This window comes from Lentzea sp. NPDC102401 (genome assembly GCF_044765805.1).
GTDB classification, from domain to species: Bacteria; Actinomycetota; Actinomycetes; order Mycobacteriales; family Pseudonocardiaceae; genus Lentzea; species Lentzea sokolovensis.
Map to the genome: position 1 here is coordinate 151,802 of NZ_JBIWKS010000001.1, position 23,064 is coordinate 174,865.

The window sequence follows — 23,064 nt, forward strand, 5'->3', positions numbered from 1 at the left end:
GTGGCGGGTGCCCGGAAACGGGCGCCCGCCGTCAACTCAGTGCCTGCCCCAGCCCGGAACGGTGCCGTCGATGGCGACCTCGAACTGGTCGTACTTCGCCATCAGGGTCAGCAACTCGTCCTCGGTGGGCTGGTTGCCGTCCGCGTACATCTCCGAGAGGCCCCGGAAGTACTCCTCGCGGTTGAGCGCCGGCGTGAAGATGATGAGCATCGTGGCCTGGTCCTGGTACGGGTTGTGGAACCCGTGCGACACACCCATCGGGACGTTCACGTACGTGCCGGGGGGCGCGGCGAACGACTTGCCGTCGAGGTGGAGCTCCACCATGCCGCTCAGGACGTAGAACGCTTCCAGCTGCTCGTTGTGCACGTGCGGCGAGGCACCGGGAGCTCCCGCGGCCATCCGGTGCTCGTACAGGCCGAGGCGCCCGTCCGTCTCACTGCCCCTGGCCTTGAAGGTGGTGTGGGTGGTCGTGCCGATCTGCACCGACTCGCCTTCGCCGGGAAGCAGGATGTTGGACACTTGCGTCATGTCTGTTCACTCCTCGTTGATGGCTGCGGGCGTCTCGCCGCTGTCCGTCGTGTCTTCCTGGTTGAACCACGAGAGGTACCGCTCGCCCGTGTCCGGGAACACGGTGACCAGGTTCTTGCCCGCGTACTCCGGCCGTGCGGAGAGCACCCGGCAGGCGTGCGCCGCCGCGCCGGAGGAGACCCCGACCAGCAGCCCCGCGGTTCGCGCGAGTTCCCTTGCCGTGCTGTAAGCGTCCTCATTGGACACCGCGAGGACCTCGTCGATCAGGGCCACGTCCGTCGTCGGCGCGACGAAACCGCCGTTGAGGCCCGGGATGCGGTGCAGACCGCCCCATCCCTGACTCAGCACCGGTGACCCTTCCGGCTCCACCGCGACCACGCGGATGCCGGGGTTGCGCTCCTTCAGGTACTTCGCGGTGCCGCTGAGCGTTCCGCCAGTGCCGACACCGCAGACGAAGACGTCCACCTCGCCGTCGGTGTCGTTCCAGATCTCCGGTCCGGTGGTGGCGTAATGCGCCGCCACGTTGTCGGAGTTCTCGTGCTGGCAGGCGAACCACGACCCCGGCCGTTCGCGGGAGAGCTCCTCGGCCTTGGCGATCGCCGCCACGTACCCCTCCTGGTACGGGGTCAGCACGATCTCCGCGCCGAACGCGCGCAGCAGCTGGATGCGCTCGCTGGTCGCGCTGTCCGGCAGGACGATCACGCACTTGTACCCGCGGGCGGCCGCGATGGCCGCCATGGAGATGCCCGTGTTGCCCGACGTCGCCTCGACGATCGTGCCACTGCCCCTGGTCAGGTCCCCGCGCTCTTCCGCGCCGTTGATCATGTAGAGCGCGGCGCGATCCTTCACGCTGGACAGGGGGTTGGCCATCTCCAGCTTGGCGTAGAGGTTCGCGGTGGTCACGCCGAGGTCGAGCCGGACGGTGGGTGTGCCGCCGATCAGGTCCACGAGCGAGTGCGCGGGCGGTCGTCTGGTGAGGGGCTGACTGACTCGGGTGTTCACGCGAACTCCGATCGGTTAGTTGTCACCACGTGGGGAACACGGCCTGGGCGCCCTTGTGCCGCAGTCCCGTGATCTGGACGGGATGACGGGCTCTGGCGGCCTTCACCACGCCACGCGTCGACCTCAACGCGGGCACGGAGAACGGCGCCAGGACACGCGAGTCCGCCGGTACGTCACGGATGACGAGTGCCTGGGCGCCGACCACCGAGTCGTGGCCGACCGTGATCGGGCCGAGCAGCGTCGCGTTCGCTCCGACGACGACCCGGTCGCCGAGCTTCGGATGCCGCCGTGAGCCCTCCGGCCGTTGGTTGTCGTGCCACCACCCGACCGCGCCGAGCGTCACCTGGTGGAAGATCGTGACGTCCTCACCGATGATGACCGTCTCGCCTATGACCACGCCTGCGCCGTGGTCGATGAAGAAGCCACGGCCGATCTCCGCACCGGGATGGATCTCGATGCCGCCGGTCAGCAGCCTCGCGATGACCATGACCAGCCGGGCGCTGCGCCGGTGACCCCGCAGGTGCAACCAGTGCGACACGCGATAGCCCCAGATCGCGATCACCGTCGGGTGCAGCAACGCCTCGCTGCGCGACGTGATCGACGGGTCGCGGTCGAGGACCATGTCGAGGTCCGCGGTGATCGCGCCGAGCAGCGCCCGCGGGTTCACCGGACCGCTCCCGCCTTCTCCGGGGTCTTGCGGAGCTGTCCGAGCCTGTTCTCCGCGTAGGCCACGCCGACGAGCACCACGAGGCCGCCCGCGATGAGGTTCCACGTGACGTGCTCACCGAGGAACAACACGCTGACGAGCACCGCGAACACCGGCACGACGTAGTTGACCGCCGATGCTGTGGTGGCCCCGACGTCGCCGATGAGGCGGAAGTACAGCACGTAGGCCAGACCGGTGCTCAGCAGGCCGAGCAGCACGATGCTCATCGTCACCGGGCCGGTGAAGCTGGGCGTGCGCCAGTCGAGGAACGGCGTCACGACCGCCTGCAGCACGGCCGCCGCGACGAGCTGCGACGCGGCCAGCGACAGCGGCGCCAGGCCGAGCGGCGACAGGTACTTCCGCACGTAAACGAAGCCGATCGCGTAGCTGACGGCCGCGCCGAAACAGGCCAGCCGCCCGCTGAACGAGCCGAGCGCCTCGTCCCACGGCCCGATCAGCAGCACCACGCCGATGAAGCCGAGCACCAGGCCGACCGCCTTGCGGGGGGTCGCCCGCTCGGTCGGCAGAGCGGCGGTGGCGAGCGCCAGCGTCAGCAACGGGCTGGCGCCGATCAGGACGCCCGCGATGCCGGCGCCGGTGGTCTTCTCGCCGTAGGACAGCAGGAGGAACGGGATCACGTTGCCGAACAGGCCGGCGGCCGCGATGTGCCCCCAGATCTGGGCGGAACGCGGCAGGGCGACCTTGCGGACGGCCGCGATGGAGAGCAGGACGGCCGCGCCCAGGATGAGTCTGCTGAGCACGAGCTGTCCCGGTGTCAGACCTTCCAGGGACACCTTGATCAGGGTGAAGCTGCTTCCCCACAGCAGCGCCAGCAGCAGGAAGCGCGCGACGGATGCCTTGTCCATTGCTTCTCGATTCGGATCATCTGTCAGTAGTCGTTTGGACACTTCAACAGATGCTCCTAGGGGCTCACTAGAGCGAGCCCCGTCAGTGCGAGGAGATCAGCCGGCGACCACCGCGACCCCGGTCCGCCCGCCGTCGACGTCGATCACGGTGCCGTGCACGAACGCGGCGTCGTCCGAGGCCAGGTAGACGGCGGCCCCGGCGATCGCGTCGGGATGCCCGGACCGGCCCGCCGGCGTGCCGTGCATCATCACCTCGCCGGGGTGGACGGTGGCGGGGTCCCAGTCCGGCGAGACGACCACGCCGGGCGAGATGGCGTTCACCCGCACGCCCTGCGGGCCGAACTCCGCCGCCCACGCGCGGGTGAGCGTTTCCACGGCGCCCTTGGTGGAGCTGTAGAGCGAGCCGCGCGGCACGGCCAGGCGGGCGATCCACGAACCCAGGTTGATGACCACGCCGGAACCCGCGCCGATCATCGCGGGAACCAGGGCCTGGGTCAGGAAGAACGGGGCCTTCACGTTGACGCCGTAGACGCGGTCGAAGGTCTCGTCGTCGGTGTCGAGGGTGCCCGGCGACGGGTAGATGCCGGCGTTGTTCACGAGGATGTCGACGCGGCCGCCCAGCAGCGTCAGGACCTCCGCGGCCAACGCGCGACTCGCGGCGGACGAGCCGTCCAGGTCGGCGCGGACGAAGTCGGCCCGGCCGCCGGACGAGCGGATCTCGTCGACGACCTCCGCTCCCCTGGCCTCGTCGCGCCCGGAGACGACGACGTGCGCGCCCTCGTGGGCGAAGGCGATCGCGATCGAGCGGCCGATGTTGCTGGTGGAACCGGTGATGAGGGCGGTCCTGCCCTGCAGTCGTTGTGCCATGCACTCGAAGCTAGGTCCGCATTTTTGGACCCGCAAGTCCAGGACTTCAGCCGCGCAGGTAGTCGATGACGAGGTCGATGGCCGCCTCCAGATGGGTGACGTCGCCGGTCGACCGGAGCACCTGCACGCCGCCCTGGATGCCCGCGATCAACGCCGCCGAGACGCGGTCGGCGTCCACCTCGGAGCGCACCAGACCCGCCTGCTGCATCTCGGCTACACCTTCGCGCAACTCGGCCTGCCACCGTTCCAGGAGCGTGCCGATGACCTCGTGCGCACCCGGCGTGCTGTTGAGCTGACCCATCAGCACGCCCAGCGGACAGGTGCGACCCTGCGCCCGATAGCGGGCCACGACCGAATCGCGCCAGCGTTCCCAGGCGGCCCACGACGTCAGGGCGCTCAGATGTGGCTGCTGGTCCGAGAGCACACGGGCTGCCTCGAACCGCGCCACGGCGAGGAAGAGCTCCTCCTTGCCGTCCGGGAAGTAGTGGAAGATCTGACCCTTGCTGGTGCCGGTGATCGCCCGGATGTCGTCCAGAGTCACGCCGGCCGCGTCATCGCCGCGCAGGTACGAGGCCGCCCCCTCGATGATGCGCTGCCGGGTCGCCTGCCCCTTCGCCGTGAGCTTCATGCCCGCAGAATACGTTTTCTGGACCACCTGGTCCACTGTGGTTGACTGAGTCCATGCTGCCTTGGGAGGGACCTCTCGCCGGCCGGCTCGACCGGCACACCGTCGAGTCGGCGTTGCTGCGCGACAACCCGCTCGGAGATCCGCACGAGCGGCCGCTGTGGGTGTACGTGCCGCCGGGCTACGACTCCGGGACCGAGCGCTACCCCGCCGTCTACATGATCCAGGGTTACACCGGGCACGTGCAGATGTGGGCGAACCGCATGCCGTTCCGCCAGCCGTTCATCGAGACGGCCGACGCGGTGTTCGCGCAGGGAGCCCCTGGCTGCATCGTCGTGTACGTCGACGCGTGGACGTCGTACGGCGGTTCGCAGTTCGTCGACTCGCCTGGCACCGGCCGCTACCACTCGTACCTGTGCGACGAAATCGTGCCGTGGGTGGACGAGCACTACCGCACGATCCCGGACCGCGAGTCGCGGGCGATCGCGGGCAAGTCGTCGGGCGGGTTCGGCGCGATGATCACGCCGATGCTGCGGCCGGACCTGTTCGGCGCGTTGGCCACGCACGCGGGCGACTCGCTCTACGAGCTCTGCTACCTCGCGGACTTCGGCAAGGCCGTGCGGGCGTTGCGCGGGTACGACAACGACGTCCAGAAGTGGTGGACGGACTTCCAGAGCCGCACGGCGTTCACCAAGCCGGAAGACATGGACCTGCTCGGGATTCTCGGGGTGGCGGCGTGTTTCTCGGCAACCGAGGACGGCACGCCGGAACTGCCGTTCGACTCCGTCACCGGAGCGCTCAGGCCCGAGGTGTGGCAGCGCTGGCTCGACTGGGACCCGGTGCGGATGGTCCCTGGGCACGCCGACGCGATCCCTTCGCTGCGGGCCGTGTGGATCGACGCGGGCACCAGGGACGAGTACTTCCTCGACCTGGGCGCGGAGGCGTTCCGCAGGGAGATCGCGCTGGCCGGGATTCCGGACGAGCGCGTGCACTTCGAGCTCTTCGACGCGGGCCACGGCGGCATCGACTTCCGATATCCCCTCTCGCTGGCGTGGCTCGCGACTAGGCTCGCTCGATGATCGGTGAAGTGACGTTGCGCGGCGTCGAGGACGCGGACCTGGACGTGTTGTTCGAGTTCATGCGCGACCCGGAGGCGGTGCGGATGGCCGCGTTCACCGCCGAGAACCCCGACGACCGCGAGGCGTTCGACGCGCACATGCGCAGGATCCGGGCGAACCCCGAGACCCTCAACCACGTGATCCTCGGTGACGGGGTGGTCGTGGGCAGCATCGCCAGCTTCGTGATGGAGGGTGACACCGAGGTCACCTACTGGATCGACCGCGCGGTCTGGGGTCAGGGCGTCGCCGGACGGGCGCTGGCGTTGCTGCTCGAACGCGTGTCGGTCCGGCCCCTGCACGCCCGCGCCGCCAGTGACAACGTGGCCTCCCTGCGCGTGCTGACGAGAGCGGGGTTCAAGCCCGTCGGCACCGACATCGGCTATGCGGCGGCACGGAAAGCCGAGATCGAGGAGACGATCCTCGTCCTCAGCTGACGAACTTCTCCGTGCCCAGCACGCCGAGCAGCTGCAACTTGTCGAACGCCTCGGTGCGCGGCGGCGCGGTCAGCACCAGCAACGCCTGCGACTGGTCCTCGGTGAACAACGCCTGGCAGTCCACCTCGATCTCGCCGAGCTGCGGGTGGATCAGCACCTTGTGGTCCTCGAACCGCTTCGAGACCTCGTGGCGTTCCCACAGTTCGGCGAACTCCTCGCTTTCCTTCTGCAGCGCGCGAACGAGCTCACCGGCTCGTGAGCGCGGGCCCATCGAGGCGTAGGCGGCACGGAGGTTCGCCACCTGGGTGCGGCTCTGCCGGTCGCGGTCGTGCTCGGGGTAGATCAGGCGCTCGTCCTGGTCGGTGAACCAGCGGTAGATCCCGCTGCGGGCGTGTCCGGTGAAGTGCGAGGAGTCGCCGTACAACGCCTCGGCGAACCGGTTCTGCACGAGGACTTCGCTGAGGTTGGACAGAATCAGCGCGGGCGTGTCGTTGAGCCGGTCCAGCACCCGTTGCAACGCGGGGGCGACGTGCGTGGGAGCGGACCGGGGTGACGGGGCGTTGCGACCGGCGACGCGGAACAGGTAGTCGCGTTCGTCGTCGCTGAGCCGCAGAGCGCGGGCCAGCGATGCCAGCATCTGCTCGCTGGGCTGCGGGCCGCGTTGCTGTTCCAGGCGCGTGTAGTAGTCCGTGGACATGGCGGCCAGCGCCGCGACCTCCTCGCGCCGCAGCCCCGGTGCCCGCCTGCGCGCACCCGCCGGCAGGCCGACGTCCTCCGGCCTCAGCTCCTCGCGGCGGCGGCGCAGGAAGCCGGCCAGTTCCTTCCGATCCATGCACCCCAGTATCCGGGGCCTGGCCGGTTCAACCAGGGATCGCCGATCCCCCGATATGGGCTCTCTGGCGAGGTACCAGCGATCCGGCCGAAACTCGGTGCCATGGACATCACCGGAAACACCGTCTTCATCCCCGGCGCCACCAGCGGCATCGGCCTGGCGCTCGCCCTCGCCCTGCGCGAGCGCGGCAACACCGTGATCGTGGGCGGCCGGCGCACCGAACTGCTCGACCGGATCGCCGCCGAGCACCCCGGTGTCGAGACCGTCCGCATCGACACCGCCGACGCCTCCAGCGTCCAGACCGCGGCCAAGGACGTCATCGCCCGCTTCCCGTCGGTCAACGTGCTGGTCACCATGGCCGGTGTGATGCGCGTCGAGGACTGGCACCGCCCCGAGTCGTTCCTCGAGTCCGCCGAGGGAATCGTCACGACCAACGTGCTCGGCCCGATCCGCCTGATCGCCGCGTTCGTCGAGCACTTCCAGTCGCTGCCGGACGCCACGATCATGACCGTCTCCTCCGGCCTCGCCTTCGCGCCGTTGAAGATCACGCCCAGCTACAACGCGTCCAAGGCCGCCATCCACATGCTCAGCGAGTCGCTGCGGCTCCAGCTCGCCGACACGTCGGTGAAGGTCGTGGAACTGGAACCGCCGTCGGTGCAGACCGACCTGTTGCCCGGCCAGGCCGAGAACGAGCAGGCCATGCCGCTCGACGAGTACGTCGCCGAGGTCATGAGCATCATCGAGACCCAGCCCGACGCCCGCGAGATCCAGGTAGAGCGCGTGAAGTTCCTGCGCTACGCCGAGGCGCGCGGCGACTACGACCAGGTCGTCGCCGCGATCAACGGCTAGGACCCGCACCGCAGGTGACGCTCCGGGGCAGGCGTCCTCCGAGGCCTGCCCCGCGCCGGTCACGGGCCGCGGGCGAACTCCCGGAACGTGACCGAGGTGATGTGACCGGCCATGCAGGCGTTCACGACATCGTCCACAGCGGACAGTTCCACGAGCCCACCCCGCCACTGCTCCGCGGCGACGGGGTCGAACCGAACCGGCTCTGCCCAGTTGCGCGGCGAGGACGGCAGGGATGTTCTCGTGAAGCGAGGCCGCATGATCTAGGCTGGCGGGACATGATCGCCCGTTGGCGGTCCGATTCGAAAAGAAGTCGCCTGGATGTCCCAGGATCTCTCGCCCATGGTCGACAACGTCCCGTGGGAGTCTCTGCAACACCACTACGGCTCCGCAGAGGACATTCCCGCTCTGCTCCTCGCCAGTGCCACCGACCCCGATGCATTCGGTGAACTGCACAACAAGGTGTTCCACCAAGGCGGCGGAATCCTCTCCTCCGCACCACCTGTGCTCCCTGTTCTCGTGCTGTGGGCGCATGATCCCGGTTTCCCTCATAGGGACGCGGCCATCAGGTTCATCGGCGACCTCGCCCAGACCGCGCGTGGGTCCGACGCCGAGTACGTCAACGCCGCGTGGCCGGCGGCATGGCAGGAAGCACTGCCGCAACTGCTCGGCCTGCTCGCGGACCCCGATCCAGTAGTCCGCAGAGCGGTCGCGTCCCCGTTGGGACAGGCCGCCGACCAGGCCGCACTCGTGTTGCCCGCGTTGCTCGCGAGGTGGCACGAGGAACTCGATGAGGCGGCCCGCCTCAAGTACGTGCTGGCCGCCGCCCAACTGCTGCGCGACACGTCCGAGGAGTGGCCGGTGGAGGTGATCGACTGGCTTTCCTCCCTGCACAGGAACGAAAACCCCGCGCTCCGGTTCGCCGGCGTGCTGGCGGCACGTCGCTGCGGGCTCGGTGGCCGCGACCCCCGGCACGTCGACGAGGCCGCTTCCTACCTCTCCACCGCGGATCTGGCTGTGTGGCACGACGTCTGGCCGGTGGGAAGACGGGTCGTCGGGCGGCTTCTGTGGTGGACGAACGACATTCTCGACGACGACCGGGACGGCCGAACCAGGTTGGCCGCAGCCCTGCTGGACAGCGGCGATCCAGACCGCCGCACCAACGCACTGACCACCGCCGCAGCTGTGATGGAGCGCTGGCGTTCCCCCGTCACGACGCTTCTGCCGCTCGTCGCGAACCGGCTGTCCGATCCCGACTCCCGGCAGCGGCGGTCTGCGTCCTCGATCCTCGCGTCCGCTGGCCAGGCGGCCGCGCCCTGGACGGCACAGCTGCTCGCCGCGTGCGATGACGAACCCGGCGTGGCCCTGCCTGCCCTGCAGGCCTTGGTCAAGATCGGCGCTCCCGAAGCCGTCGGCCTGGTCGCGGACCTTCTCCACGCACCCGGCCACACGCTCTCGCGCACCGCCGGATGCAACGGCCCGTCGCTGCCCGACCTGCTCACGCTGTTACGCCCTGCCGCCGCGCGACTGCTGCCGAGTGTCCGGCGGCGACTGACGTCGTCGAGCACGCTCGTGGAGCAACGAGACTTGCTGCTGGTGCTGGCGGAGTGGGGTCCTGACGCCCGGGACGCCCTCGTGGAGATCGCGTCGTTCCTCGGAACGGAGGCAGAAGGCTGGGCTTTGGACGCCCTTGTCGCTTTGGACTCCGCGGAAGCGCGCGAGGCGGCACTACCCGCGATCATGGCCACCACGGACGTCCCGATCTCCGCGAGGGCGGCTGTACGCCGGTGGAAGATGACCGGCGAGCCCGAAGAACTCCTGCTTCACATCCAGGCGGACGACCCCACCTTGCGTGGGTACAACGAAGTTCTGGCACAGCTCGGCCCGGCAGCGGCTGGTCTGGCGGACCGGCTGCGCGAGCAGGCCGCCCTGTGTCGCGGGTGGCAACGGATGAAACTCCAGTACGCGCTGTGGCGGATGACCGGAGACCCTGAAGACGGGCTCTCGGTCGCCATGGCCGCGAGGTCGGCGCTCCGTTCGGACGGGGTCTTCAGCCGCAACGCCATTCGCGCGATCGGCAAGCTCGCGTCGCTGGGCTCCCTCGCCGCACCGGTCGTGCCCGCCTTGCGGCCGTTGCTCCACGGGGACGTGCGTCCCACCAAGGGAATCCCAGATGATGATCGGCTGTGCGAGACGGTCCGCGAGGTCCTGGCAGCCGCCGGTAGCGTGAGCCCATGCCACAGATCACCGTCGAGTACTCCGCCGAACTGAGCGACGCGTTCGACCGCCGCGCCTTCGCCCTCGCGTTGCACCGGGCCGTCGGGCCGCTGGTCAGCGCGGAGGTGTCGGCGTTCAAGACGCGGTTCCGGCAGATCGAGGAGTCCGTGATCGGGGACGGGTCGGCGGCGGCGATGATCCACGTCAGGGTCGGGTTGCTGACCGGGCGGTCCGTCGAGCTCAAGCAGGAGGTCGGGCGGGTGAGTCTCGGGATCGCCCGGGATCACCTCAAGCCGGTCGAGGGGTTGCCGACCCAGGTGACGCTGGAGGTCTACGACATGGACCGCGAGCAGTACCAGAAGGTGGTTCTCTAGGGCAGGATCCCGACCGCGCTGGTGCAGTACTGCCAGAACGCGACGACGTCCTCGGGCTTCTCGCCGGTGGTGGGCAGCAGGTGTGTCGGGCGCGCGCGGCGGTCGTGCCAGAACTGGCCGGAGCGGGGTGCGGGGGTGGTCGCGGCCAGCCAGACGATTGTGTCCGCGCCCTCCTCGGCGGTGCGCAGGAACGTCTTCGTCAGCTGATGGAAGCCCGGCAGCGAACCGGCGACGCCCGGCGTGTCCGCCCAGCCCGGGTGCATGGCGTGCACGCCGATGCCTTCCTGGGCGTAGCGCTCGGTCAGCAGTGGGGCAAGCGTGACCTGCATGCGTTTCGTGCGGGCGTAGGCGGTCGCGCCGCGGTAGTCGCCCTCGCGGTACTCGGGGTCGTCGGCGCGGAGGCGTTGGGTGTACATGCCTCCTGACGAGACGAGCACGACTCGCGGGTCCGGGGAGGCGGCGAGCAGCGGGCGCAGCAGGTCGGTCATCAGCAACGGGCCGAGCACGTGCGTGGCGAACGTCAGCTCGTGGCCGTCCGGGCTGGTCTTGCGCTCCGCGGGCAGGACGCCGGCGTTGTGCACCAGAACGTCGAGGCGGTCGTCCTGCATCTCCGCGGCGAACCGGCGCACGGACTCCTGGCTCGACAGGTCGCAAAGCCGGATCTCCACCTCGGCGCCGGGTACCGCGGCGACGATCTCGTCGCGAGCGGCCGCGCCCTTGCGTTCGTCGCGCACCACCAGGACCACCTCCGCGCCGAGGCGGGCCAAGCCCAGCGCGGTCGCCTTGCCGATGCCCGTGCCGGCTCCGGTCACGACGGCTCTCCTGCCGCGCAACGCGTCAGGCGACAGGTCGGGCCAGCCTCGGCGGCGGAGCTGGAATCCCAGCTTCGAGTAGCCGGGGACCACGAGCCGGTCCGCGACGGTGTCCAGCACGCGGAACAGTCCGCTCACCCGCTTCACCCCTTGCGTTCGTCACCCGTAGCGAAGCGGTTTCCTCGCGGGCTCTTCCAACACACGTGACGCGAGCCACGCGAGGCCGTCGGCGGTACTGGCCGGGGTGCCCGTCGGCTGGATGACGTGGCTGAGCACGGTACGGGTCATGAGGTCGATCAGCACCTCGATCTGCTCGCCCGTGAGGCCCGGCCGGTAGGACTCGACCCGCGCGGCGAGCATCGTCTTGACCTCGATCAGCAGGGTTTCTGCGTGGGTGGTCAGCAGCGGCACCAGTTCGGTGTCCGCGCCGTGCGTCGCCGAGGCGATGGCGCGGACCAGCAGGTTGTCGCGGGCCAGGTCGAGGACGTCGCGGACGGCGTCGTAGATGGCCTCGACCAGGTCGTCGGCGTGGCGGTCGAACGCGGCGCCGATCGCGGCGAGGAACCGGCCGAGCTCGTGGGCGAGCATGGCGTCGGCCAGGGTGTTCTTCGAGCCGATCTCGTTGTAGACGGTCTGGCGGCTGACCCCGACCTGCTCGGCGAGCCGCGTCATGGTGACCGCGGCCCAGCCGTCGCGGGCGGTCATCTCGATGGCAGCCTCGATGATCGGCTGCCGACGGCCGGAGGTCGCCGCTGAAGTCCCGCCCATACGAGCGATCCTAAGCCGTGCCGACGCGTCCCGGCGCCACGAAGTCGATCTTCTCGCGCACCCCGCAGTCCGGGCAGCACCAGGAGTCCGGGATGTCCGCCCACGGCGTTCCGGCCGGGAAGCCCTCGCGCGGGTCACCGGTCCTCTCGTCGTAGACGTAGCCGCAGCCCGGGCACATGCCGCCCGCGGTCGCGTCGCCACGGGTGTCGGTGACGACCTCCTCGCCGGTGTCCACGCCGCCGTAACGGGCCAGGACCTTCGCGCGCCTGCCGGGCTGGATGTTGGCTCGGCCGATGTCGCCGCCGAAGTGGCCCTGCACCCGCGGGTCCATCACGCGCCGCCACAGCGGCGGCACCAGGGCCAGCAGGATCATGCCCGCGTAGCCGGTCGGCAGCACCGGGGACTCGGCGAAGTCGCGCAGCGTCTGGTAGCGCCGGGTCGGGTTGGCGTGGTGGTCGCTGTGCCGCTGCAGGTGGTAGAGCAGGACGTTCGTGGCGATGTTGTTGGAGTTCCAGCTGTGGCTGGGATCGACCCGCTCGTACCGCCTGCGGTCCGGTGCCCCGACCTTCTGCCGCAGCATCCCGTAGTGCTCCATGTAGTTCACGACCTCCAGCAACGAGAAGCCGATCACCGCCTGGATCAGCAGGTACGGCACGATGCCGGCGCCGAGCCAGATGATCATCGCCGCCCACAGCACCGCGGACATCAGCCACGCGTTGAGCACGTCGTTGCCCAGGCGGTACGGGTGCCGGTCGCGCCGCCCGTAGCGCTTGCGTTCGAGGCGCCACGCGGACTTGACCGAACCGAACACGGTGCGCGGCCAGAACCGGTAGAAGCTCTCGCCCACCCTGCTGCTCGCCGGGTCCTCCGGGGTCGCGACCCGCACGTGGTGGCCGCGGTTGTGCTCGATGTAGAAGTGGCCGTAGAAGCTCTGCGCCAGCGCGATCTTGGACAGCCAGCGCTCGTGACTCTCCTTCTTGTGCCCCAGTTCGTGCGCCGTGTTGATGCCGATGCCGCCGATGCACCCGATCGACACCGCCAGGCCGATCTTGTCCACAACGGACAGATCTCCGCGCGCGATCACCCAGAACGCCACCACGAACCCGACGTACTGGATCGGCAGGAACAGGTAGGTGATCCAGCGGTAGTAGCGGTCGTTCTCCAGCCGCTCGATCACGTCGTCGGGAGGGTTGCTGCGATCGAGTCCCGCGAAGAGGTCGATCGCCGGGACGATGACCAGCACCACGATCGGGCCGATCCAGAACCACACGCCCCAGCCCGTCGCCGCGTGCATCCCGATCGCCAGGAACGCCAGGGACGGCACGACCAGCCCCAGCAGCCACAGGTACCGCTTGCCGTCCGTCCACTGCTCGGTTGAGCCGACGGGCACCGTTGCCTTCATGTCGCTCATGCCACGCTCCTCAGGAGGTTGACAGAACGGTAGGACATGTAAAGCCGATTTGACAAGAGATCACTATTTGTAAACCGCGAGCAGGGTCGTGGCGCGCCTCCTGTAGGCGACGGCCGACACCGCCAGGCGTACGGGCACGCCTGGAAGCACGGCACCCAGAGCGGCAGTGATGTCGTGGACGGTCCGCAACGGCGAACTTCCGCGCCACACCACGACTTCGACGCGGATCTCGTCCTCAGAGGACAGTTCGACGCTGTGCACGGCCGGGTGGCACAGGGCGGTCTGCTCGACGAGCGACAGCTGATCGTCCTCGGGCAACTGGCGCAGGGTCACGAAGTCAGGACGGCACAGATCCCTGGTACGTCACGCTCGTTCACCGAATCGAGGTACGACGCCGTTCAACCGCAGATGAGCGAGCAACGGCTGGGAGTGGCTGTGCAGGTTCGCGACGGGGTAGGCCTGCATCGCGGTGCCGAAGTCGGGCAACGCCCACGTCTCGCCGGGACGGTCGCTGTCCGGCGCGAGGTAGCAGTCGGGGCCGGACAGCGTGCCCGTCCACACGTCTGGATAAGCCGCCGTGTGCGCGTGCAGGGTCATGCGCCGCCACTCGTCCCAAGCCAGGTCCGGGAAGTAGCTCGAGGCCGCCCAGATCAGGGTCATGTTGACCGAGAACCACACCTGGCCGTGCGTGCCGTCGGGAACGGGCCAGCGATGACGGGCGCCCAGCGGCGAGCCGGCCCGGCACGTCTCGTCGATCGTGGTGAGCAGTGCGCGCGCTTGGTCCGGAGTGGCGGCACCGCACAGGATCGCCCACGGCTGCATTTCCAGCCACAGGTCGCGATCGCCGACGACCTTGCCGCCAGGGCCGTGTGCGCGCCGGAACCAGCGGCCGTTCCACTCCCCCGCGACCAGCGAACGGAGCGCGGCGGCGCGTTCGCGTGCCTCGGCGGCCGTCGCGTCATCGCCCAGACGTTCGGCGAGGTCCGCGTACAGCGGAAGCACCCAGGCCGCCATCGCCGAGTTCAGAACCGACTCGCCGCGCTCGATCATCAGCTCACGGTCCACACCGGACTCTTTGATGGCGAGGTCGTTCCAGTCGGCGTTGAGGATCCGGACGTGGCCGTGCTCCCCCACGCCCACCTCGTCGACGAAGAACCGGAACTGGCACCGCAGGTTCTCGGCGAGCGGAACAGGATCGGCGCCGTGACACGGGTGGTACGGCACGGGCTGTTCGAACGCGGCGAGATCGCCCGTCGCGGCGGCGTACTCGGCGGCGAGCCAAAGCGCCCACAGGTTCTGGTCGGACGGGCGGAACAGCTGTGTCCACGGTTGTTTGCGGCCGTCGAGCGCGTACGGGAGGTCGCCGTCCGGGCTTCCCCAGGCACAGGTGTTGCGCAGCACCGACAGGGCGAGGTCCGGTTCGAGGTGCACCAACGGCAGGGCGTGTTGCAACGGATCCCTTGCGGCGCCGTTGAAACCGTGCCGGAACGAGTAGGCCGATCCCTGGTTCAGCGTGTGACCGCCGAGCACACCGTCGACGCAGGCAGCGCCGGTGAGGAGGGCCGCGTGCCAAGGGATCTCAATGGCGGCCTCGGGAGCGCGGCTGGACGCACCGGACGGGAGCCGCTCGCGCAGTCCCGCCAGACTGGCCGCGTAGATCGTCACCGGGTCGGCGGGATCGTCCAGCAGTCCGAACCGGAACCACACCGTCGTCCGCTTCCCTGGCGGCACATCCAGCTCGCTCCTGACCACCAGTGACCCGGCGGTGGTCTCCGCCCGTTCGCCGCCGAAGTTCTCCAGCGCCACCACGGGTGCGTCCGGCGGAGCATCACCGCGCACGGGTCCGAATTCCAGATCCACGAGGCGCGGCCGCACGACCCACTCCTCGGTCCACGACCGACGCAGCGCCACATCGCCCCGGTTGAGCACGTCGACCCTGATCAACACCCACGGCACCTCGCCCTCCGGGCACAGCACCGTGCGTTCGATCTCGACGTCACCCGAAACCACCGCCATCCGGCAGAAGGTCGGCCCGAACAGCTTCGCGGAGGAGACGATCGGCAGATCACCGCACCGCGCGACACCGGTGTGCTCGGCGATCCACCGGCACCCGAGGTGCTCGTCCCAGAGCCCGAACAGCCCGTCGCTGTCGGCGACCAGGGTGATCCGGCGGTTGCCCAGGTGCACCCGATGCGTCGACGACGGCGGGTCGATGATCGGATCCCACGGCCGAGGGCCTGCCCGGTACTCGAACGTGGGCAGACCCTCGACTGTCGTCCACTCACCGAACGCGCTCACACGGGAGAGCGTTCCGGCACGACCACCCGGCGGGCAATCGTCCGATCAGCGCCAGAACCTGCGGCGGCGCTCCGGCTCGGCGGTCTTCCCCGCCACGAACCCCCGCAGCACCTCCAGCGCCCGCGCCCAGAGCACGTCGACGTCTCCCCCGGCCGTGATCTCCGCGACCAGGCCGTGCAACGGCGCGTGGGCATCGCCCTGCCGACCGGCGATCAGGGTGCCGAGCCGGCTGGCCAGGTCGGCGAGCAGGTCGCGACGCTCCCACGAGGGCAGTGCCACGTCCTTCTCGAGGCGCTGAACCTCCAGCGCGACGATCTCCCGCAGGTCGGCGGGTTCCGCCGGCACGGGCATGGGCATCGGCGGCGGCACTGGCATCGACACGGAGTCGCGCATCCGCTTCGGCGCCGCTGCCCTGGCCATCGGCGCGGCGGCCACGGCAGGCGGTGGCCCGCCGTAGCCGCCACCGGGCGCGGCACCGGCGAAGCTCGCCGCCACCGGCATCGCGAACCCCGGCGTCGGACGCTCCCATCCGGCGGGCTGCTCGACCGGCTGCACGACCCGGTGCACCGTCCCGTCGGACACCACCCGCTCGTCCACCGCCACGAACGCGGTGAAGCGGCACAACACCCCGAACTTCAACGAGGTCTGGACGATCGACGACTCCAGCGTCCGGTCACCGACCGCGTACCGGTCCTCCAGATCACGCAGCGCGGCACGGGCCCACTGCGCCCGGACGGCCGGCGACGTGTGCTGCTGAACGGCCACAGTCTCCTGCCAGTCCGCGCCGTCCCTGGTCCGGCCGCGCACGCTGAACGACTCCGGCGCCGCACCCCGGTACCGGCCGAAGGCGACCAGCGGCACGCCTGGATAGATCGCCGTGGGCTGCCGGGGCAGGTCGGACGACGGCGACAACACCACGTCGGTGACGACGGGCGCGCCGATGCGCCGCTGGATGTGCGTCATCGCCTCGTCCAGCCGGTCCTCGCTCTCGACCAGTTCGCAGCGGCCCGCACCGGCGGCGGCGAGCCTGCCGAGGAAGCCCGCGTTGACGGCCGTGTCGATGCCGACGGCGTGGATCCGCGTTCGGTTGATCATCGGCGCGATGTCGCGCAGCATCTGGTCCTCGTTGCCGACCTGGCCGTCCGTGACCAGCACGAGAACGGGATCGCGCTCCGAGGTCGCGTCGGCGAGCAGGCTCAGGCCCTGCCGCAACGGCTCGTACATCTCGGTGCCGCCACGGGCCTGCACGGCCGCCAGGTGTTCGACGGCGCGGAACCGATGCCGGTCGGTGGCCGTGACCAGCGCCGAACCGAGAGTCTCCGGCCGTTCCAGGCGATCGTCGAAGGTGATCACGGAGAACGTGTCGTCCGCGGTCAGCGTGTCCACGATCCGGGCCGCCGCGCGCCTGGCCGCGACCATCTTCCAGCCCGACATGCTGCCGGAGCGGTCGAGCAACAGCACGACGTCCCGCGCACGGACCGGCGCCTCGGGCTCGGGCGGCAGAACGGTCAGCTGGTAGGTGCCCTCACCGCTGTCGTCCAGGTCCGGCACGCACACGACGGCGGAGCTGTTTCCCCGGTACGCCAGGCGAAGCACGAAGTCACGGTCGACCCGCTCACCCGGCGCGACCGTCACGGTGTCGCCCTCGGCGACCACGGTGTGCAGGCTCGACCGCACCTCGCCGAGCTCCAGGCCCGCCGGGTCGATCTCCACGCCGATGCCCAGCCGCACGGGATTCGGGAAGCCCGGCAGCAGCACCGGCGGCGTGATTCGGGAGGCGTCCGGCACGACGTCCGTGTCCTGCACGTACCCGTCACCCACTGATGGGCCCTCCAGCGGCGTGCCCGGCACGTACCTCGGTGCCACCACGAGCGGGAACCGGAACGTGGCCGCGCCGTCCTCGAACACCAGCGGTCCCACCATCGTCAGCTCGACGGTGACCCGTTCGCCGGCCGGGATGTTGCCCACGCGCATGGTGAAGACGTCGGGCCGTTCTTCCTCCACAATGGACGCTCTCTTGCCCGCGGCGATCGCGTCGTCGTAGGTCTGGCGGGCCTGAGCGCGTTCCTGCAGATCGGCTTCCACCGTGCGGTCGCCCGCGGTCATCTTCATGCCGGTGACGGCGGCGCGATCCGGCAACGGGAACACATAGGTCGCTTCCAGAGCGATGTCATAGGTGTTCACAAACCCGGTCGTCAGCACGACGCGGCCGACGAGGCCGGTGATCGCCGCTCGCACGTCGAGCCGCTCCAGCGGCAGGTTGCCGCGTTCGGTGCGCAGCGCACCGACACCCGCGTCCTCGGTCGTCCGGCCGATGCGGTCGGCTTCGGCGGCCTTCATCGGGGCGACGGAGATGGTCATGACGAGTCCCTTTCGTTGAGCAGGCCACGGGCGGCGAGCAGGTCGAGCAGTGGCCGGGCGGCGGCGGCGATGTCGGCGCGGTCGGCGGCGGTCGGCGTCCCCGGCACCAGGACGACGGCACCTCCGCCGAGCGCGACGCCGTTGAGCGCGAACGCCTCCGGAGGTGCGGGTGGAGCGGGCGGTGCGGCCGCCGGTTCGGCCCAGAACCTCGGGCGAACGGCCTCCGGCTGCGGTGCCTCACCGGAGTCGAGCAGGTGGTCCGGGACTCGGGCGACGGCCGCCAGCGTCGTGTCGGTGGCACCCGCGAGCTCCGCCTGGATGTCGGCCAGCGTCCTCCCCTGCGACTGAAGTCTCTTCACCGCCACGAGCTGGAGCAGGTGGCGCTTCTCGTACAACGCGGTGCGGCCGCGCATCGCCGATGGCCGGTCGACCAGCCCCGTCGTCGCGTACCAGCGGACGGCCCGCCTGTCGGGCACGTCCCGGACACGGCCGTTGGGCGCGCCCGAGTACTCCGCCGTCAGCGCGGCGGAGACACGGTCCAGCAACTCGTCGAGCGTCCACACCCCTCGATACTGACACTGCAACCATGACAGTGTCAACGTCGAAACCGATGATGTTCACGCCTGGTAGCCGGGTAGGGTCCAGCGCGTCCGCGTGCCCCTGCAAGCCCACCCCACATGAGGACGGAGAGCGAGTGACCACGGACGAGGTCGGCACCCTGACCGACCACCGCGCCGAGTTAGGCCGGTTGAGCACCAAGAAAGCCCAGATCGTTTACGCGCTGGAGAACATGCCGCGCGGTGGAACGGTCGAGGACGTCCGGCGCTGGCTGCACAAGCAGGGCCAGGTGGTACCCACCGCTTCCCACGCCAGGACGATCGTGAACGAGTGGCGTGCCCGCAACGGCATGACCGACACGGGCGGTCACGTCCTGCTGACACCGGAACTGATCGCCGAGCTCGACCAGGCGGATGCCCCCTCCCGCGCTCCCGAACCACCCGCAGAGCCAGCGGAGCCGTCGAAGCCCGCCGGTGCCAAGGGTTTCTACGCCGTCGCGCTGATGAGCATCGGCGTCAGCGTGGACACGTCGTGGCGGTTCTTCGAGCAGCGCCTGGGCATCACCGACGTCGTGGAGCGGGTCGTCCTGTTCTCCGTGATGGAGGCGGCGCTCGTCGCGTGCGGCTGGGCCATGCGCGGTGGCGTGCGGCGGGACGGCCGTCCCGGCCCCGCCCGCCTGGTGGCGTGGGCGCTGACGGCGTTCGCCGCCTTCGCGGCCTTCAGCCTGTCCGGCCCGGTCGCCGGTACCGCCCGCGTCCTGCTCGGACCGGTCCTCGGCCTGGTGATGCTGCACCTCGCGCTCGGCATCGAGATCCGCGCCTCGCGTCAGCGCACGACGACGTGGGCACGCGTGGGCCGCGAGCTCCGCGAACGCCTGTTGTCGTTGCTGGGCCTGGGCGACGACCACCGGGACGCCGCCGCGCGCACCCGTGACAAGGCGGCCTTGCGCGCCGCGAAGCTGGCGCTGGCCAGCCGGTGGACGCCGCGCCGAAAGGCCCGTCTGCGCAAGGCACTGCACGCGTCGCACGTCGCTCACGACCCCACCCAACGCGACCGGATGCTGCGCGAACTCGGCGTGCTCCAGCACGCGGACGAGCTCGCCAAGATCTCCCAGCCGTCGCCGTGGTGACTCCTGTCCTGATCTCCGACACCGGACTGGCCGCGGAGATCGCCGGCCTGATCAACCGCGTGTACGCCGAGGCGGAGAAGGGGATCTGGCAGGAGGGCAGCGCCCGGACCTCCCAGGAGGAGGTGGCGGAGCTCATCGCCACCGGGCAGATCGCGGTGCTCAGGTCGGCCGACCGCATCGTGGGTTCGGTGCGCGTGCACGAGATCGAGGACGGCGTGGGCGAGTTCGGGATGCTGGTCGCCGCGCCGGAAGAGCGCGGCGCCGGCATCGGCCGTGACCTCGTGTCGTTCGCCGAGAACTGGGGCCGTGAGCGCGGCTTCGCGGAGATGCAGCTGGAACTGCTGGTGCCGCAGGGGTGGGCGCATCCGGTCAAGGAGTTCCTGCGCGGCTGGTACACGCGGATCGGCTATCAGGTCGTGCGCAAGGACAGCCTGGAAGATGCGTATCCGTTCCTGGTGCCGCGCCTGGCGTGCCCGTGCGACTTCCTGGTCTTCCGTAAAGATCTCGATCCCAGTACGTGAACTCTCAACCGGTTTGATCGAGGTGCGAGGTACCGTCCGCCTCCTAAGCCGAGTTAGAGGAGACGAACCGTGCGTCGTCGTATGCGTGGCACAGCCGTGGCCGCGATCGCGCTGACCAGCCTCATGGCGGTGAGCGCCTGCGCGAAGGACTCCGGTGGTGGCACCACGCCCACCGCGTCCGGCAGCGCCTGCGAGTTCTCGACGCCGCCCACCGCACCCGCCACGTCGAGCACCAGCGCCGCTACCGGTGACAAGGTCGACGGCAGCGCGTTGAAGATCGGCCTGGCCTACGACATCGGCGGCCGCGGCGACGCGTCGTTCAACGACCTCGCCGCCCTCGGGTTCGACCAGGCGATCAAGGACATGGGCGTCAAGAAGGAGAACACCCGCGAGCTCTCCGCCGCGCCGAACGAGGACGAGGCGGCGAAGCAGACCCGCCTGCGCCAGCTTGCGTCCGAGGGCTTCAACCCGATCGTCGGTGTCGGCTTCGCGTACACCGAGTCGCTCAAGGTGGTCGCGCCGGAGTTCCCGAACGTCAAGTTCGGCCTGGTCGACTCCGCCGTCGAAGGCGCCACCAACGTCACGCCGCTGGTCTTCGCCGAGCAGGAGGGCGCGTTCCTCGCGGGCGTCGTCGCCGCGTACCAGAGCAAGAAGTGCCATGTGGGCTTCGTCGGCGGCGTGGACATCCCGCTGATCCAGAAGTTCGAGGCGGGCTACAACCAGGGCGCCCGCACCGCAGCGCCCAAGGTCAAGATCGACAAGAAGTACATCACCCCGGCCGGCGACTTCACCGGCTTCCAGGACCCGCCGAAGGGCCAGGAGGCCGCGAAGGGCCTGATCGACAAGGGCGCCGACGTCGTCTACCCGGCCGCCGGCGCGTCCGGCATCGGCGTGTTCGCCGCGGTCAAGCAGGCGGGCGTGCTCGCGATCGGCTGCGACGCCGACCAGTACAACCAGCCGGTCGTCGCCGCCAACCGGGACGTCATCGTGGCGTCGAGCCTCAAGCGCGTGGACGTCGCCGTCTACGACTTCTTCCACGCGGCCGCCGCCAACAACCTCTCGGCGCTGCCCAAGGTCTTCGACCTGAAGGTCAACGGCATGGGGTACGCGACGTCGGGCGGCAAGATCGACGCGACGCTGCAGGGCATTCTCGAGGGCTACAAGAAGGACATCGTCGACGGCAAGATCAAGGTCGCGGACACGCCGTAGGGCTCATGCCGTTGGCCGATGCGATGAGCGTCATCGGCCAACGGACGTCCTCGCCTTCGTCCCGGCGGCTCAGCGCGATGGTCAACTGCTCGCCGGTAAGCCGCCCGTTGGCGACGCACGACCGCACGAGAGACCGCACCTCATCGTCCACAGTGTCCGGTTCGTGCTCCCACAGCTTCAACGCGTGCAAGGCCGCACGCCGTGACAGGGCCGAGTCCGTCGCGTACCAGTGGCCGGTGCGCCAGGCCCGGTGAACGCCGAGTTCCAGGGGCCCCGCCAGTTCAGCGAGGAAGCTCAGCGTCGCGCGGTGGCCGATCGGGTGGTGCCGGCTCACGCACGAGCACAGTGCCGCGACGCGTTGTCCGTGCGCGAACCTTCTGTCGCGCACCCTGCGCGCCTGCCCGGTGAACCCCACCAGCCGAGGCTACTGACCACGCGCAACCGGTTTGGATACGCGGGCGATATGGCCCATCCCCTAGCCTCGCGGGACGGGCTGGGGGAGGCTTGCGTGGACAGGGCACCAGGTGTGAGCGTTCGCCTCAAACTCACGATCAGCTACGCCGGTTTCCTCGTGGTCACCGGGATCCTGCTGATGGTCGCGGTGCTGGTCTTCTACAAGTACCTCCTGCCGGACGGCTGGATCCAGACCCCGACCGGCGACTTCTGGATCTACCCCGACCGGCTGCTCGGCGCCTTCGCCCCGTTCATCGTCGGCGTGCTGTGCTTCCTGCTGGTGTTCGGGCTTCTGGGCGGCTGGTTCCTGGCCGGGCGCATGCTCGCACCGCTCGACCGCATCACCGACGCCACGCGCGTCGTCGCCACCGGTTCGCTCTCGCATCGCATCGAGTTGCCGGGGCGTTCGGACGAGTTCCACGAGCTCGCGGACGCCTTCGACGCCATGCTGGCGCGGTTGGAGACGCACGTCGCCGAGCAGCAGCGGTTCGCGGCCAACGCCTCGCACGAGTTGCGCACTCCGCTGGCCGTGACTCAGACGTTGCTCGACGTGGCCCGGAGGCACCGCGACTCCGACGAGCTCGTCGAGCGGTTGCACGTCGTCAACGCGCGGGCGATCGACCTGACCGAGGCGTTGCTGTTGCTCAGCCGGGCCGATCAGCGGTCGTTCGTCAAGGACCGGGTCGACCTGTCGCTGGTCGCCGAGGAGGCCACCGAGACGTTGCTTTCCCTGGCGGAGAAGCACGGTGTCAGCATCGAGACGTCCGGCGGCCTCGCTCTCGCCGTCGGCTCACCCGCGTTGTTGTTGCAGATCACGACGAACCTCGTGCACAACGCGATCGTCCACAACCTCGCCGAAGGCGGCACCGTGCGGGTCGGCACCGCGGCCGGGCCCGCGGTCGTCACGCTCACCGTGGAGAACACCGGCGAGCAGCTCACGCAGCACCTGGTGTCGACGCTGACCGAGCCGTTCCAGCGCGGTGCCGAACGTGTACGCCGCCATCACGCGGGAGTCGGGCTCGGGCTGGCGATCGTCAAGAGCATCACCCACGCACACGACGGCACTCTCACCCTCGCGCCTCGAACCGGTGGCGGGCTTCGCGTCACCGTGCGACTGCCCGCACCGTGA

25 protein-coding genes are annotated in these 23,064 nt (G+C 69.7%); 9 read left to right on the forward strand and 16 right to left on the reverse strand.

Annotated elements, in window-relative coordinates; translation table 11 throughout:
* Positions 1-36: 36 nt before the first annotated feature.
* The 6 genes from ACIRG5_RS00760 to ACIRG5_RS00785 all read right to left on the reverse strand — a co-directional run bounded on the left by ACIRG5_RS00760 (position 37) and on the right by ACIRG5_RS00785 (position 4,597).
* Complete coding sequence (locus ACIRG5_RS00760) at positions 37-528, reverse strand: cupin domain-containing protein (protein WP_319974234.1); 492 nt, start codon at positions 526-528, stop codon at positions 37-39.
* 6 nt (positions 529-534) lie between these two features.
* On the reverse strand, positions 535-1,530 hold the full coding sequence (gene cysK, locus ACIRG5_RS00765) for a cysteine synthase A (RefSeq protein WP_402898093.1): 996 nt from the start codon (positions 1,528-1,530) through the stop codon (positions 535-537).
* A gap of 22 nt (positions 1,531-1,552) precedes the next feature.
* Entirely contained in the window at positions 1,553-2,197 is a 645-nt protein-coding gene (gene epsC, locus ACIRG5_RS00770) for a serine O-acetyltransferase EpsC (protein WP_319974236.1), read from the reverse strand.
* On the reverse strand, positions 2,194-3,102 hold the full coding sequence (locus ACIRG5_RS00775; protein ID WP_402898096.1) for a DMT family transporter: 909 nt from the start codon (positions 3,100-3,102) through the stop codon (positions 2,194-2,196). Before ACIRG5_RS00775 ends, epsC begins: the two co-directional genes overlap by 4 nt.
* A gap of 96 nt (positions 3,103-3,198) precedes the next feature.
* Positions 3,199-3,969, reverse strand: a complete 771-nt coding sequence (locus tag ACIRG5_RS00780) for an SDR family NAD(P)-dependent oxidoreductase (protein WP_402898099.1) — start codon at positions 3,967-3,969, stop codon at positions 3,199-3,201.
* Between the two features lie 46 nt (positions 3,970-4,015).
* Positions 4,016-4,597: a TetR/AcrR family transcriptional regulator gene (locus ACIRG5_RS00785; protein WP_402898102.1), complete on the reverse strand. Its 582-nt coding sequence runs from the start codon at positions 4,595-4,597 to the stop codon at positions 4,016-4,018.
* Between the two features lie 53 nt (positions 4,598-4,650).
* Here ACIRG5_RS00785 and ACIRG5_RS00790 point away from each other — a divergent pair, with 53 nt between their 5' ends.
* On the forward strand, positions 4,651-5,673 hold the full coding sequence (locus ACIRG5_RS00790) for an alpha/beta hydrolase (protein WP_402898105.1): 1,023 nt from the start codon (positions 4,651-4,653) through the stop codon (positions 5,671-5,673).
* Positions 5,670-6,146, forward strand: coding sequence for a GNAT family N-acetyltransferase (locus ACIRG5_RS00795; RefSeq protein ID WP_402898107.1), 477 nt, complete (start codon positions 5,670-5,672; stop codon positions 6,144-6,146). Before ACIRG5_RS00790 ends, ACIRG5_RS00795 begins: the two co-directional genes overlap by 4 nt.
* Here the strand turns inward: ACIRG5_RS00795 and ACIRG5_RS00800 are convergent.
* Positions 6,139-6,978: a helix-turn-helix transcriptional regulator gene (locus ACIRG5_RS00800; protein WP_402898110.1), complete on the reverse strand. Its 840-nt coding sequence runs from the start codon at positions 6,976-6,978 to the stop codon at positions 6,139-6,141. The genes ACIRG5_RS00795 and ACIRG5_RS00800 overlap by 8 nt on opposite strands.
* 102 nt (positions 6,979-7,080) lie before the next feature.
* Here ACIRG5_RS00800 and ACIRG5_RS00805 point away from each other — a divergent pair, with 102 nt between their 5' ends.
* Entirely contained in the window at positions 7,081-7,827 is a 747-nt protein-coding gene (locus ACIRG5_RS00805; protein WP_402898113.1) for an SDR family oxidoreductase, read from the forward strand.
* Between the two features lie 59 nt (positions 7,828-7,886).
* Here the strand turns inward: ACIRG5_RS00805 and ACIRG5_RS00810 are convergent, their stop codons facing one another.
* A complete protein-coding gene (locus ACIRG5_RS00810) occupies positions 7,887-8,084 on the reverse strand; it encodes a hypothetical protein (RefSeq protein ID WP_402898115.1) in 198 nt (65 codons plus the stop codon).
* Positions 8,085-8,145: 61 nt separating this feature from the next.
* On the opposite strand from ACIRG5_RS00810, the gene ACIRG5_RS00815 reads away from it, so the two are divergent.
* Both ACIRG5_RS00815 and ACIRG5_RS00820 read left to right on the forward strand, forming a co-directional pair.
* A complete protein-coding gene (locus ACIRG5_RS00815) occupies positions 8,146-10,095 on the forward strand; it encodes a hypothetical protein (protein WP_402898118.1) in 1,950 nt (649 codons plus the stop codon).
* On the forward strand, positions 10,059-10,415 hold the full coding sequence (locus ACIRG5_RS00820; protein ID WP_402898121.1) for a 5-carboxymethyl-2-hydroxymuconate Delta-isomerase: 357 nt from the start codon (positions 10,059-10,061) through the stop codon (positions 10,413-10,415). Before ACIRG5_RS00815 ends, ACIRG5_RS00820 begins: the two co-directional genes overlap by 37 nt.
* Here the strand turns inward: ACIRG5_RS00820 and ACIRG5_RS00825 are convergent.
* The 7 genes from ACIRG5_RS00825 to ACIRG5_RS00855 form a co-directional block, all read right to left on the reverse strand.
* Positions 10,412-11,365 carry an SDR family NAD(P)-dependent oxidoreductase gene (locus tag ACIRG5_RS00825; protein WP_402898122.1) on the reverse strand — a complete coding sequence of 318 codons (954 nt, stop codon included), beginning with the start codon at positions 11,363-11,365 and terminating at the stop codon, positions 10,412-10,414. The two genes, ACIRG5_RS00820 and ACIRG5_RS00825, sit on opposite strands and share 4 nt — an antisense overlap.
* A 21-nt stretch (positions 11,366-11,386) precedes the next feature.
* On the reverse strand, positions 11,387-11,995 hold the full coding sequence (locus ACIRG5_RS00830; protein WP_402898124.1) for a TetR family transcriptional regulator: 609 nt from the start codon (positions 11,993-11,995) through the stop codon (positions 11,387-11,389).
* A gap of 10 nt (positions 11,996-12,005) precedes the next feature.
* Positions 12,006-13,406 carry a fatty acid desaturase gene (locus ACIRG5_RS00835; RefSeq protein ID WP_402898127.1) on the reverse strand — a complete coding sequence of 467 codons (1,401 nt, stop codon included), beginning with the start codon at positions 13,404-13,406 and terminating at the stop codon, positions 12,006-12,008.
* A gap of 63 nt (positions 13,407-13,469) precedes the next feature.
* Positions 13,470-13,739 carry a hypothetical protein gene (locus ACIRG5_RS00840; protein WP_402898129.1) on the reverse strand — a complete coding sequence of 90 codons (270 nt, stop codon included), beginning with the start codon at positions 13,737-13,739 and terminating at the stop codon, positions 13,470-13,472.
* Between the two features lie 30 nt (positions 13,740-13,769).
* On the reverse strand, positions 13,770-15,704 hold the full coding sequence (locus tag ACIRG5_RS00845) for a GH36-type glycosyl hydrolase domain-containing protein (RefSeq protein WP_402898131.1): 1,935 nt from the start codon (positions 15,702-15,704) through the stop codon (positions 13,770-13,772).
* Between the two features lie 45 nt (positions 15,705-15,749).
* Entirely contained in the window at positions 15,750-18,065 is a 2,316-nt protein-coding gene (locus ACIRG5_RS00850; protein WP_402898134.1) for a VIT domain-containing protein, read from the reverse strand.
* Complete coding sequence (locus ACIRG5_RS00855; protein WP_402898137.1) at positions 18,062-18,628, reverse strand: MerR family transcriptional regulator; 567 nt, start codon at positions 18,626-18,628, stop codon at positions 18,062-18,064. The genes ACIRG5_RS00850 and ACIRG5_RS00855 overlap by 4 nt, the downstream gene beginning before the upstream one ends.
* A gap of 131 nt (positions 18,629-18,759) precedes the next feature.
* Here ACIRG5_RS00855 and ACIRG5_RS00860 point away from each other — a divergent pair, with 131 nt between their 5' ends.
* From ACIRG5_RS00860 to ACIRG5_RS00870, 3 genes are all read left to right on the forward strand, one after another.
* Positions 18,760-19,752, forward strand: a complete 993-nt coding sequence (locus tag ACIRG5_RS00860; protein ID WP_402898139.1) for a hypothetical protein — start codon at positions 18,760-18,762, stop codon at positions 19,750-19,752.
* Positions 19,749-20,273: a GNAT family N-acetyltransferase gene (locus tag ACIRG5_RS00865; RefSeq protein WP_402898142.1), complete on the forward strand. Its 525-nt coding sequence runs from the start codon at positions 19,749-19,751 to the stop codon at positions 20,271-20,273. Before ACIRG5_RS00860 ends, ACIRG5_RS00865 begins: the two co-directional genes overlap by 4 nt.
* An 81-nt stretch (positions 20,274-20,354) precedes the next feature.
* The gene (locus tag ACIRG5_RS00870) at positions 20,355-21,482 is read left to right on the forward strand and encodes a BMP family protein (protein WP_402900820.1); all 1,128 of its coding nucleotides are present in this window, start codon (positions 20,355-20,357) and stop codon (positions 21,480-21,482) included.
* On the opposite strand, the gene ACIRG5_RS00875 is transcribed toward ACIRG5_RS00870, so the two are convergent.
* Positions 21,460-21,897: a hypothetical protein gene (locus ACIRG5_RS00875; protein WP_402898145.1), complete on the reverse strand. Its 438-nt coding sequence runs from the start codon at positions 21,895-21,897 to the stop codon at positions 21,460-21,462. The genes ACIRG5_RS00870 and ACIRG5_RS00875 overlap by 23 nt on opposite strands.
* Positions 21,898-21,990: 93 nt before the next feature.
* On the opposite strand from ACIRG5_RS00875, the gene ACIRG5_RS00880 reads away from it, so the two are divergent.
* Positions 21,991-23,064, forward strand: coding sequence for a sensor histidine kinase (locus tag ACIRG5_RS00880; RefSeq protein ID WP_402898147.1), 1,074 nt, complete (start codon positions 21,991-21,993; stop codon positions 23,062-23,064).